The sequence below is a fragment of the Blastopirellula marina DSM 3645 genome, from assembly GCF_000153105.1.
Lineage (GTDB): Bacteria > Planctomycetota > Planctomycetia > Pirellulales > Pirellulaceae > Blastopirellula > Blastopirellula marina.
Genome location: NZ_CH672376.1, coordinates 1,808,920 through 1,821,022 on the forward strand (window position 1 = coordinate 1,808,920; position 12,103 = coordinate 1,821,022).

Consider the following 12,103-nt stretch of genomic DNA (forward strand, 5'->3'; position numbering starts at 1 on the left):
GAGCGGCCGATAGCACTCGTTACCCAGGAGCACGCCAGTATGGCGCGCTTAGTGCGTCGGTCGCCAATTTTAAAGTTGAAAGGACTCAGTAATGAAAATGTACGAGATGCTTCGAGCATTCGTCGTCGGCGGCTTGGTGCTTACAGGCGCCGGGTTGCAGGCTGATGAATTCGACTCGAGCAAGATGATGACGCAGTATTCGAACCCCGCAAGCGAATGTTGCTGTGATTTGGATTCGTGTTGTGCGAATTCTGGTTCAAGAGGAGGACATTTTCTGTTCGGCGTGGAAGCCACTTTTTTGGCGCCGATCGGAAGCACCGGCGTTCAGACGTGGGAATTCGCGGATCTTGCGAGCGGTGCGAACAACGCATTTACGACAGACAGTTCGGGTATCGAGAATCTCGTTCCCGCGCCTCGCGTGTGGCTTGGGTTCGTCAACGATTGTGGTTGGGGAGCACAGGTCCGCTACTGGGAATTGAATTCCAGCGCCACCAACACGGACCTCTTTACGCCGCAACTGATTACCGGCGACACGACCGGGTTCAACGCGGCCAATACGATCCAGATGCAAGCGCTCGACATCGAAGCGATTCGTAACTTCTGCTATTGCGACTGGAATGTGACGACGTCGTTTGGCTATCGCCATGCGTTGCGTGATTCCCAGGGTGCGATGAACTTCATCGCCCAAGTGGACCGGCCGACCATCATCGGCGGCCAGACCGCTCTGTACTCAGGCGCTTCGTCGAGCATCTCCAAGTTTGAAGGGGATGGTCTTACCTTCTCCCTCGCCGGCTCACGTCCTACTTGCTACGGAATTGATTTGTTTTGGAATATGCGAGGGTCGTGCCTGTGGGGCAACTCTTACTCGAGCTCGTCGGCAGCCGCCGCAGTTGGTACGCCGTTCGGCGGGGCGAATTTCACGACGGGCGCAGTCTCCGGCAAAAGCGATGACATTTGGATCGGTGAATTACAAGCCGGCGCCCAATGGTCGCGATGCCTGCCCTGCAGCAATGCGAGATTCTTCCTTCGTGGTGCGTTTGAATACCAATACTGGGGTTCGACCTCTGGTCAAACGTTCGCCGAAGCCGGCGTCTTCGATTCGGGCGTCTCAGGCATGTACGTTTCGGCTTCTTCGCCGGAAAGTTCCATCAACCTGGTTGGTTTCGCACTCTCGTCTGGAATTACTTGGTAGTCGCGTAACATCGGCCCCAAGTTAACGCCGTCCAAGGCCAGGCAGACTTTCTGCCTGTCCTAGAGCGGTTCTGAATTCGGTCCGTAGCAGTCGCCGATTTTTCGGCTGCTGCTAACGGGACCGCCGGACGAAGTGCGTCGTGTTGATCGTGAGGAGGTCACAGCCTAGTCGCTTGGGATTTTGACGTCGACTCCATGGCACAAAAGTGGAGCAGGCGCCAGGCGAAGCCCAAGCGGACTTTTCGGTTAAGGATATTAACAATGCTCCCGCTGTATATAGCTTTGCAACGCTTGTTGCAATACAAATCGATGTTTCTCGTCGGGGCGACGCTGCTTGCACTCGTCTCGACAGGGCGACCGGTATTCGCACAACTTGCCGAGACGGAAGATGGCTTTCAGTATTTCTCGAACGAGCCGGTTTTCGTCGCGATTGACTTTGAAGAGGCGCTGCAATCAGAGGGATCAGCGCCCTCCGTGCCGGTTGCGTTGCAAGACCCTGTTGCGCCTGTCCCGCCCGGAGCGGATTCCAGCTACGGTGAAGAGCTGGAGGATTTCAATATCCAGTTTTTGCGATCGGCCAGCGTCCTGTTGAAACCAGGTCAGCACCAGTTGGATGTTGGTTTGGTCTACGCCAAGAATGACTACAACGCGCCAATCAGCTTGGCTCCCAGTGGAGTCGCCCGCGTCGACTTCCGCCAGCGATCGCTGTTTGTACCACTCGCATTCCGCTATGGCATTACGGAACGGACGCAAGTTTCGATCGCGGCGCCGCTTGGCTGGGCGAATACCGAAGTTTCGTCGGTGGGATTGTTTGATCAATCGACCAGCAACGGCGGCATCGGCGATACCGAGCTAGGGGTGAACTATCACTTGCGAAAAGGGTGCTATCAGCACCTCTCGCCCGATGTGATCCTTTCGCTGGGACTTACTTTGCCGACTGGCGATGGACAGTTTCCGTTCAACGGCCTAACCGACGCTTCATTAGGCAACGGCGTCTGGGCCACGTCGATCCAGCTCCTTTGCATCAATCGCTATGATCCGGTAATCGTCTACTACGGGGTTGGCTATCGCCATCAATACGAGGATACGATTCTCGGTCAGGACATCTTCTTTGGCGACCAGATTAGTTACAACCTGGGCGTTGGCTTTGCCGTGAACGATCGCATTACGTTCAGTACGTCCTTTTTGGGAATCTTCCAAACAGAGACCATCTTGAACGGCGTCGGCGTGCCGGGCACTTTGCGTGAGCCGTTGCGATTGCGGTTCGCGATGACCGCCTATCGCTGTGGGAAAATCATTGAACCGTTTGCGGAAATCGGCATGACGCCGGATGCTCCCGATTCGGTAATCGGCATTGTTTGGACCTACTAAGTCACCTCCAACGAAGTTGATTTGATGACAGTTCTAGCCTCTTCGCTCCGCTCGACTTTGCTGCTCGGCGTGCTCGCGACGACCATGATCATAACTCGATCGGTCGTCGCTGAAACGGGTCCGCCGGTACGCGACTCGCAGCGCAGCTTTTATGCTTATGCGCGCAATTGGAGAGATATTCGCGATCAGAACATCGTCAAGCAACGACGCGACTATTCGTGCGGAGCGGCCGCTCTGGCGACCATCTCTCAATACTATTGGGGAGACGGAGTCACCGAGCAAAAGATATTGAACGTGTTAGAAGAAAATCTAACGCAAGAGCAATTGCTAGAGCGAGTGCAAAACGGCTTGGCGATTTCCGACTTGCGTATGGCCGCGGTCAAGGTTGGCTATCTTTCGACCATCGGACGCATCACGCCGGAAGAACTCACCAAGGTAAAGCTGCCGGTGATTGTCGCCCTTAAGTTGGAAGAGAGTAACCATTTTGTCGTCGTCCGCGGCGTCGTCAATGGCTGGGTCTATCTGGCCGACCCAGCGCGCGGCAACCTGCGAATGCCGTTAGGGCAGTTCGCCGATATCTGGATAGAAAACGCCGTATTGGTCGTCGCCAAACGGGGAGAGGTTCTCTCCAAGAAATCACGACTGGGCATCACGATGGCCGAAGTTAATCGCGGCTGGCTTAACAATCAGGTATTGCGGACCGCACCAGAAAAGACGTTTAAATACTGATCTGTAACTTTCCTGCCCGCCCTGTTGATTCACTCGCTGGCTGCGCTCGTCGGATGGTGGAGTCACCGCGTGTGCAGGGAAAGTCGCATCGCAGAAAGCTGTTCCAGCGGTCGATTCTCAACTCGCCCAGGAACAGACATGCGTCGCTGTTGATCCCCGCTGGTTCCCAAGCGTCCGCAGTCTTTATAAAAAAAGCCGCCATGCGAAAAACGCAGGGCGGCCTTGTTGCGAGCAGACACACAGACGCTCGTAACTTCAAGCTTTTCGTCGACTAGAAGCCGTAGGCGGACGACGATCCAAACGACGAAACGGTCGTGCCGCTGACCGGAATGCCCAAGACGAAGTTGGTGATGCTGGCGCCGTTGCTGCCGCTACCGCCAGCGACGAAGAACCCAGCGCCAAGGTAGTTAGAGCCTTGTCCGGCGGCCGGGTTGCCGTTGACATAAGCACCGCCAAGTCCCCAAGCCAACGCGAACGTACCACGAACTTTTTCGCCTTCGGCGTCGCTCATCACTTCCAGGCCGGGCAGGCCCATCGCGGAAAGAGCGCTATTGTCAATGTTGCCATTGGTGGGTTCGGCAGCTTGAACGTTGCTGGTCGCGACCATGACGAGGGCAACCACAAACAGTGAGCATACAGTGCGAATCATGTTAATTCTCCAAAAACCGAATACCTGGGAGGGAGTCACGCAATCTCAACAACTGGTATTGCGTTAGGCAAAAGTAGAAGTGGCCACTTCATGCGTTGGATTGTAGTGAATGTATCAATTACGCGAGATCCGTAGGAATGGCTATTTTGGAATGGCCCAAAGTGCTATTAGGTTGTGGCGTATATCACCACACGATCCGCGCCCAGGGACGAGCGAAAGCAAGATACGGCGGCATCCCGCTCAAGCGGCGACAACCAGGTAGAAATTCTGGTCATCAAGTCGACGAAGACTGCCCTGCAATCTCACGGCTCAACGTAGCGGGACAAAAGGAAAATCGGATCTCCAGCTCGGCGGCGATGAACTTGTCGAAGCTCGCGATCAAGACGTTTCGCGATGGGGATATCAACAAGGCGCAAGCCGGCTATCCTAGATCGCCAGATAGATAAGCGCCGCGTTGCTTTCCAGAGTCTTCAATCGGTATGTCTACTTCTGGGATTCCCAGGGCAAGATTGCGGTCGTCAGCTGGAAGTCATGCGAGAAGTATTTCGCCGGACCTCTGCGACTGGGCAGTCCCACCAAAAAAACGCCAGCCGCACGAAGCGTCTGGCGTTTCTCGAAAATCGTGATTGCGAAAGCGTCGCTAAGTAGCCGAGGCGGGGATCGAACCCGCACGGAGGTTACCCTCCACAGGATTTTAAGTCCTGTGCGTCTGCCAATTTCGCCACTCGGCCGTGGTCGGGCGCCTATGGGGGTGGCGCTGAATCTTGAGTTGTTGGTTGGTTTGGGGTTGGTGAGAACTGTTTCCCTCGGCTTGCGCCTCGGGCTAGTGTTCGAGTTGTTTACTTTTTCGGGCTACGAAGAGAGAGACTGCTGAATTTTCTAATCGTGCAACTTCAAAACTAGAGAGATTCGGGCGACGCCGAAGGTGCGTCTTGACGCACCCTACGGGGGGCTTTTCCGCTTTCGGCTTTCCGCTCTCCGCTTTTCCGTCGAGTTGTTATTTTGGCGATCGGTTGCAATCGTCACAAGTATAGGCTGCAAATCAACTTCGCTGCGGAAGTTCCTGCTGTGATTGGGGCGATTGGTTTGTGGCGCTCCCACGGGACTGCCGATAAGGGAAAAGCGGGCAGGCGCTTACGAGGCCGCAAATTCTCGCTAAACTATCCGCATTCACAAGCATTCACTTTTGGGGGCGACAGGGATGCTATCGCTGTTTGCGCAAAACTATGGATTTCTGCCGACTCGTGGTTCGGTGATGCTCGACTTCGTCTTTTTGGCGATGTTTGGCGTGATCGTGATCATGGGGGTCAGCATTGCACTCGTTCGCTTTCGGCGAATGTACAACCTGCATAAATGGGTGCAAATTATTTTGGGGGTCGTGCTGCTGTTGGCGGTGATCGCGTTCGAGGTTGATATGCGATTTTTCACGAACTGGCGCGAACTGGCCGAACCGTCGCCGTATTACGCGTCCGGGACGGTCGACACGAGTCTGTACATTCACTTGGCCTTTGCGATTCCAACGCCGCTGCTTTGGATCTATGTGATCGTGATGGCGATTGGGAAGTTCCCGAGCCCAGTGATGCCGAACAGCTATAGCAACACCCACAAGTTTTGGGCCCGGCTCGCGGCGATCGGCATGACGATGACCGCGGTGACAGGCTGGGTTTTTTACTATCTGGGGTTTGTGGCGAGCTGACGGAAAGCGGAACAAGAAAATACCTGCAGCGGCGGAAGAGAATGCATTGCTCTTCCGCCGCTTTCCCGTTTCCGCTTTTCTTCTACGCCGGCTGGGCGGTTTTCCAGCAGATGCGATTGACGGCGTCGAGGATCGCCAGGACGGTTGATTCGACGGTGTCGGTGGATACGCCGCGGCCGCGGAAGATCGTTCCATTGTGGTCGATGTCGACGGTGACGGTTCCTTGGGCGTCGCGGCCTAACGTAGCGCTGCGGACTTGGAAGTCTTTGCAGTTCAGCTTGACGCCGGTGATGCGCTCGACGGCCCAGAATGCGGCGTCGATAGGCCCGTCTCCTTCAGAGACTTCGGCCGAATGTTCTTCGCCGGCGTGAGCGAGGGTCATCTTCACGTTCGGTTGACGCTTGGTGCCGGACGAAACTTCCAGCGAGACGAGCGACCATTCTCTGGTCAAGTCGCTGCCGCGGATCTGTTGTTCGCACAGGGCCGAAATATCGCCGTCGTAGATCTCTTTCTTCTTGTCGGCCAGCTCTTTGAACTGTTCAAAGACGACCTGCAATTGCTCGCCGGTCAAGTGGTAGCCGAGACTGCGCGCTCGATCGGCCAATGCGGCGCGACCGCTATGTTTGCCGAGCACCAGGTCGGTCTTGGCGAAACCAACGTCCTCGGGACGCATGATCTCGTAGGTTGACGGTTCTTTCAGCATGCCATCTTGGTGGATGCCGGCCTCATGCGCGAACGCGTTGCGGCCGACGATCGCTTTGTTACGCTGCACCTGCATGCCGGTGACGCTCGACACCAATCGGCTGGTCGGAACGAGACGCTCGGTATTGATGCGCGAATCGACATTGTAGTAGTCATTGCGCGTTCGCATCGCCATGACGATCTCTTCCAAGGCGCAGTTGCCGGCTCGTTCGCCGATGCCGTTGATCGTGCATTCGATCTGACCGGCTCCGGCTTCGACCGCGGCCAAACTGTTGGCGACCGCCAAACCGAGATCGTTGTGGCAGTGAACCGAGATTACCGCCTGATCGATGTTCGGCACGCGATTGACCAAGTCGCTGATCACGCGGCCCATGTGTGACGGGGTCGCGTAACCGACGGTGTCGGGAATATTGACCGTGGTGGCGCCGGCTTTAATCGCCGCTTCGACTACGCGGCACAAAAAGTCAGGCTCGGTTCGAGCAGCGTCTTCCGGAGAGAACTCGACGTCGTCGCAATAGCCGGCGGCTCGCGCGACGCCGGAGATGGCGCGTTCGACGATTTCGTCCGGCGTCATCTTCAGCTTGAACTCGCGATGGATCGCGCTGGTAGCGAGAAAGACATGGATGCGCGGCGACTTGGCCGACTTCAAAGCTTCCCAGGCGCGATCGATGTCGCGGTCGTTGCAGCGCGCCAGACCGCAGATCGAAGCGCCGCGAATGTTGCTGGCGATTTCGTGAACCGCTTCAAAGTCGCCGGGGGATGCGATCGGAAAGCCGGCCTCGATGATGTCGACTCCCAGGTCGACAAGCGCCTGGGCGATCTCCATCTTTTCGGGCAAGTTCATGCTAGCGCCGGGAGATTGCTCGCCGTCGCGAAGCGTGGTGTCAAAAATCTTGATAGTGCGTTGGTCGGACATGGTATCTCAAGTAAACCTGACGAAGGTGGATATTCAACAATGTATCGAATCAGCGGGCCGGCCGGGCGCCGGCGCGGCTAGCAGCAGGCAACCGCCATTCGCAAAATTCGGTACGTCAGGGAGAATACGGGACGTCATCTGCAGTAAATCCAATAAAAAAACCCCAGGGCCAATTCGGGGGGCCTTGGGGTTTCCAGCTAAACGTTTGATGCAAGCGCTGTCTACGCTGTCCCCTGCGGCCGGTGACCGGTTAGTAGTAGCAGGGGTAATAGCGAAATGCGGGACATCGTTTTTGATTGGTTAGTTTTGGGCTACAAAAGTAGTCAAGCTTCTGTAGGGACTTTAACTGCGCCAGAAGGTTCAGTCAACCGGCAATTGTCGATTCCGCCGACCGAAAGAGGGGCTTCATCGAACTTTAAGACAACCGCAGCGGGAGGTTCTGAGGCTGAATTTTGAGGGCGATTGGTCGTTTTCGGGCCAAATCAACCTAGGATTGCGGGCCGGGAGAGCGGTAGAATTCGCGCTACGGTAGGAGAAAACGAGGGAGAGGAGTCTCGCTATGCCGGGCGAATCGATTGATTTTAGCAGTGATCCCAATCCGCGATCTTCGGCGGGGGGGCCGACACGCCGCGACTTTTTAGGCGTGCAGTTCACCTGCTGCAGCACTTATGTGCGCATCTACAAGAATCGGGAAGGTACGCACTACGAGGGGAAGTGCCCCAAGTGCTATCGTGCGGTCCGATTTGCAATTGGTTCTGGAGGAAGCGACTCCCGCTTCTATACTGCGTATTGAACGACGGCGGCGAATCACGTACTATCTGCCGCCGGTCTGAAATGGGCGGCTTGTGATGGTCTGTAAAATTTTGCCCAGGCGCACTCGTGCGCAATGACTACCGATGATGGATTTTGATGTTCAGCGGTGCACGCGCCGTTGTGCGGCGACCGATCGAGAACTTTCGCCGGGCGAGACCTTTTATTCGGTCTTGGTCCGCGATGGCGCCGAGGTTGTGCGCCAAGACTATTCAGCCGAAGCCTGGCAAGGAGCGCCAGAAGGAGCCGTCGGTTGGTGGAAGTCCGAATTGCCTTCTGGCAAATCACGCGGTCCCGATTGGGCGCCCAGCGACGTGATGCTTGACTACTTTGAAAGTTTGGCCGAAGACCCGACCAAAGAAGATGTGCGGTACGTGATGGCGCTGCTGATGATCCGCCGCAAGATCTTGCGTTTGGAAGATGCGAGCGGAGAAGGGGAGGGGCCGGAGATGCTGGTCGTCTTTAGCGCGAAGCGCGAGATGCAGTATGAAGTGCCGGTGGCCAACCCGGGTGCGGCGCGGATCGCCGAAATTCAAATCGAAATCGCTCAACTACTCGAATCGGCGGTGTAAAGCCGATCCGCGAAAGGCATGGAAGCCGTGTACGCGAAACCTTTCTGGCTGCTCCTCTGGTGCGGCGTCCTCTGCATGTCGATGGGTGCTGGCTGTCCCGCGATGTTGCGGCCGATGCCGGTCAACAACGCGCCGATCGCGTTCGCCACGCAGCCGACGCTGGAACAAGTCATCGCCCAGGTCAACGGCAACACGGCCCGCGTGCAAACCGCCGAAACGACCGGCGCGACGATCTCGTTGCATGGCTTTCCGGCGATTCGCGCGAATATCTCGATGGCGCCGCCGCTCAATTTTCGCTTGACCGGCGAAGCGGCCCTGATGGGACAGGTCCTCGACTTCGGCAGCAACAACGAAGAGTTCTGGGCATGGTCCACCGTCGACGGTTGGCCGGGACTCGTTTATTGCCGGCACGACCAGTATCAGTACAGCAACGCGCGGCAGTTGTTGCCGGTCGAACCAACTTGGATTTCGCAGGCGATGGGGCTGGTGATCTTTGAGCCCGGCGGCAATCACCAAGGGCCTTATCCCACGCCAGACGGAAACCTCGAAATACGAACGCAGATCAGCGGTCCGAGCGGGACGATCACCAAGTCGACCGTCATCGACAAGACCTATGGCTTTGTGCTGCAGCAGCATGTTTACGATCAAGCAGGCAACACGTTGGCGTCGGCCTTGGCTTCCGCCCATCGCTTTGATCCAACGACCGGCGTTTCGTTGCCGCATCGGATTGATCTGAAACTGCCGCCGGCACAAATGGAGTTTACGATTAACGTTTACGACTATCGGATCAATCAGCCGCCGTCGTCGCCGAATGTCTTTATGAAGCCGCAGCGCAGCGACGCGCGGTCGATCAACCTGGCCGATCCCAATCTGCAAATGATGCCGCCTGGTAACGCGCCGCCAGCGGCGTCCGCAGGCGTGACGCCGGGCTACATCCCGTCTAACGGATATCCGGCGCAACCTCAGCCTGCCTATCAGGCCGCGCCGCCAACGTCCTATCCCGTGCAGCCCTACAACACGATGGCGCCGCCGGTCAATGCGCCGGTCAACCAGATGCCGTCGCAGCCGACCAATTATTTGCCGCAAGCGCAGTATGATGCGCCGCGGATGCGTGGGTTTGATGTGCGGCGCTAGGGGGCAACAAGAAATCGTTAGATCTGCCTGATAGAATCCAAACGTCGTTTCCGTAACTTCAGGATTAGACGTGGGGGATTATCGGATGAGCGAACAATCCGCAACAGTCGAGATGTATCTGGACGTTCAAGGACAACGTTTAGGCGTTGCTCAAGCTGGCGCGGATTTTTTGATTCTGCGTGAACCGTCCGAAGTGCCGGAAGATAGTGAAGGAATCTTGGGCGTTATTGTCGATGGTGAATTGTTCGAGCGTAACGTATTCTTTTTTGAAGGAATAAGCAAAGCAAAACGGCGTGTTTCCTTCTTCTAAGATTCGCGGCTGCATTCTAGCTTGCCGCTCGCCGCTCTATTATCCTGGAAGGAAGTTTACGCCTTGCCGACTTTCTTCCGGAGTCCCGCTCATGCCCCGCTTTTGCTTTTCGCTGCTGCTTGTAGCGCTATCCGCCGCTTCGCTGTCGGCCGCCGATGCTACGCCGATTTTTGATGGCGAGACGTTGGAAGGCTGGGAAGGAAAGAGCGAGTGGTTTCACGTTGCCGACGGAGCGGTTGTCGCCGGGTCATTAGAGAAAGCGATTCCGAACAATGAGTTCCTGTGCACGAAGGAAGAGTACGGCGACTTTGAGTTGACCTTAGAGGCCAAGCTGGTTGGTCAGGGAACCAACGCCGGCGTGCAGTTTCGCAGTCAGCGGATTCCGAATCATCACGAGGTGATCGGCTACCAGTGCGACATGGGCAGCACGCCTGTGCGATTGATTTGGGGTTCGCTATATGACGAATCGCGCCGCAAGATTTTTGTGGCGGAAGGCCCGGCCGAAGAGGTCGCCAAAACGGTGAAGCGCGGCGAATGGAATCGCTTGAAGATTCGTTGCCAGGGCGCCAAGATTCAGATCTGGGTCAACGATTTGCAGACCGTCGACTACACCGAAGCCGATGATGCGATTGCCCGAACCGGGATTATCGGTTTGCAGATTCACTCTGGTCCGGCGGCCGAAGCGTCGTATCGCAAGTTGCAATTGAAAAAACTATGAGCTCGCAGCCGATCGAGTTTTTCTATTTCGACTTGGGGAACGTCCTCTTGTATTTCGACCATGACCGGGCCTGTCGGCAGATGGCCCAGGTCGCCGATGCGCCGGTCGAGCAGGTGCGCGACGTCGTCTTCTTTAGCGGCATGCAGGTTCGCTACGAGACCGGCGAGATCAACACGGCCGAATTTCATGCCTACTTCTGTCAGCAGACTGGCCGCTCGCCCAGCGAGGACAAGTTGGCCTGGGCCGCGAGCGACATTTTTGAACTCAATCACCCGGTGATCGAAATCGCCCAGTCTCTGCATGGGCAAGGGCGCCGGTTGGGGATCTTGTCGAACACGTGCGCGTGTCATTGGGATTTTTGCAGCGCTGGCCGTTATGCTTTTTTGCACGAATGCTTTCAGCATTACGTGTTGAGCTACGAAGCGAAGTCGATGAAGCCGGATCCAGGCATCTATCGTGCGGCGATCGACCAAGCCGGAGTCGCGTCGGAGTCGATTTTCTTTGTCGACGATCGTCCCGAGAACGTCGCCGGCGCGCTGGAGTGCGGACTGGACGCAGTGCTGTTTATCGGCGCTGATCGACTGCGGGAAGATCTCGCGGCCCGCGGGATTCAGGTTGGTTAGCGCGATTGTGACGGCCGTGACGTCCGCAAGGTGAATTCGGGCCTGTTGTGACGGCATAAGTCTAGCGGAAAATCGAATTTTCGGCTGTTTCGCCGCCGCGCTCCAAATCGTTCCCTACGCTTACATGTCTCGCCTACCAAGAGAATCCGTCGCAGGGACGGTCTTCAGCGGTAGGTGAAAAGCGATCTGGCTGCCGGATGTCGGAATCGCAATTCTCGGGAGCGTATGACCGGAATGAACAAGAAAGTTTTGCATGTCGATGACGATCCGCAGATATTGCGGCTGGTCGGCCGGCAATTATCGAGTGCTGGTTTCGAGATGATTTCTCTGGATCAACCAGAGAAAGCGATGAAAACTTTGCTCGACAGCTCGATTCGCGTTTGCATCCTCGATATCGAGATGCCGCGTATCAATGGACTTGACTTGCTACAGGACATCAAACAATACGATGGAGGCATTCAGGTCGTTATGCTGACCGGTCTGGTGACGTTATCCACCGTACTGGATTCGATGCGTTACGGCGCCGAGTCATGTCTATTTAAGCCCGTTGTAGAGTTTGACCCATTAGTGGAAGTGCTCGAAGCCGCCTTCGAAAAGCAGTTACGTTGGTGGAATGCGTTGCATGAACTGAAACAGCGGCAATTGACCTAAAACAATTCCTGATGCGCGGGCAGCGCAGCGG

At 56.3% G+C, this 12,103-nt stretch carries 12 protein-coding genes and 1 tRNA gene; 10 read left to right on the plus strand and 3 right to left on the minus strand.

The window, feature by feature from the left end; genetic code table 11:
- Positions 1 to 418: 418 nt before the first annotated feature.
- The 3 genes from DSM3645_RS09215 (at position 419) to DSM3645_RS27985 (ending at position 3,291) form a co-directional block, all read left to right on the plus strand.
- Positions 419 to 1,192 carry a hypothetical protein gene (locus DSM3645_RS09215; protein ID WP_237564786.1) on the plus strand — a complete coding sequence of 258 codons (774 nt, stop codon included), beginning with the start codon at positions 419 to 421 and terminating at the stop codon, positions 1,190 to 1,192.
- A 260-nt stretch (positions 1,193 to 1,452) separates the two neighbouring features.
- Entirely contained in the window at positions 1,453 to 2,562 is a 1,110-nt protein-coding gene (locus DSM3645_RS09220; RefSeq protein ID WP_002651856.1) for a hypothetical protein, read from the plus strand.
- Between the two features lie 24 nt (positions 2,563 to 2,586).
- Positions 2,587 to 3,291, plus strand: coding sequence for a C39 family peptidase (locus DSM3645_RS27985; protein WP_050769336.1), 705 nt, complete (start codon positions 2,587 to 2,589; stop codon positions 3,289 to 3,291).
- A gap of 271 nt (positions 3,292 to 3,562) precedes the next feature.
- Here the strand turns inward: DSM3645_RS27985 and DSM3645_RS09235 are convergent, their stop codons facing one another.
- A complete protein-coding gene (locus tag DSM3645_RS09235) occupies positions 3,563 to 3,940 on the minus strand; it encodes a hypothetical protein (RefSeq protein WP_040351725.1) in 378 nt (125 codons plus the stop codon).
- Between the two features lie 645 nt (positions 3,941 to 4,585).
- A tRNA-Leu gene (locus tag DSM3645_RS09240) sits at positions 4,586 to 4,671 on the minus strand.
- A gap of 470 nt (positions 4,672 to 5,141) precedes the next feature.
- Between DSM3645_RS09240 and DSM3645_RS09245 the strand changes: the two genes are divergently transcribed.
- Positions 5,142 to 5,636, plus strand: a complete 495-nt coding sequence (locus DSM3645_RS09245) for a DUF420 domain-containing protein (RefSeq protein ID WP_002651861.1) — start codon at positions 5,142 to 5,144, stop codon at positions 5,634 to 5,636.
- A gap of 82 nt (positions 5,637 to 5,718) precedes the next feature.
- Here the strand turns inward: DSM3645_RS09245 and DSM3645_RS09250 are convergent, their stop codons facing one another.
- On the minus strand, positions 5,719 to 7,254 hold the full coding sequence (locus tag DSM3645_RS09250; RefSeq protein ID WP_002651862.1) for a 2-isopropylmalate synthase: 1,536 nt from the start codon (positions 7,252 to 7,254) through the stop codon (positions 5,719 to 5,721).
- Between the two features lie 896 nt (positions 7,255 to 8,150).
- Here DSM3645_RS09250 and DSM3645_RS09255 point away from each other — a divergent pair.
- From DSM3645_RS09255 to DSM3645_RS09280, 6 genes are all read left to right on the plus strand, one after another.
- On the plus strand, positions 8,151 to 8,636 hold the full coding sequence (locus DSM3645_RS09255; RefSeq protein ID WP_002651863.1) for a hypothetical protein: 486 nt from the start codon (positions 8,151 to 8,153) through the stop codon (positions 8,634 to 8,636).
- 27 nt (positions 8,637 to 8,663) lie between these two features.
- Complete coding sequence (locus DSM3645_RS09260; RefSeq protein WP_131282369.1) at positions 8,664 to 9,770, plus strand: hypothetical protein; 1,107 nt, start codon at positions 8,664 to 8,666, stop codon at positions 9,768 to 9,770.
- A gap of 85 nt (positions 9,771 to 9,855) precedes the next feature.
- Positions 9,856 to 10,080: a hypothetical protein gene (locus tag DSM3645_RS30210; RefSeq protein ID WP_131282373.1), complete on the plus strand. Its 225-nt coding sequence runs from the start codon at positions 9,856 to 9,858 to the stop codon at positions 10,078 to 10,080.
- 91 nt (positions 10,081 to 10,171) lie between these two features.
- Positions 10,172 to 10,798, plus strand: coding sequence for a 3-keto-disaccharide hydrolase (locus DSM3645_RS09270; protein WP_002651865.1), 627 nt, complete (start codon positions 10,172 to 10,174; stop codon positions 10,796 to 10,798).
- Positions 10,795 to 11,421 (plus strand): HAD family hydrolase, encoded by a 627-nt coding sequence (locus tag DSM3645_RS09275; RefSeq protein ID WP_002651866.1) that lies wholly within the window; start codon positions 10,795 to 10,797, stop codon positions 11,419 to 11,421. Before DSM3645_RS09270 ends, DSM3645_RS09275 begins: the two co-directional genes overlap by 4 nt.
- A 234-nt stretch (positions 11,422 to 11,655) precedes the next feature.
- Positions 11,656 to 12,072, plus strand: a complete 417-nt coding sequence (locus DSM3645_RS09280) for a response regulator (protein WP_002651867.1) — start codon at positions 11,656 to 11,658, stop codon at positions 12,070 to 12,072.
- Positions 12,073 to 12,103 lie beyond the last annotated feature (31 nt).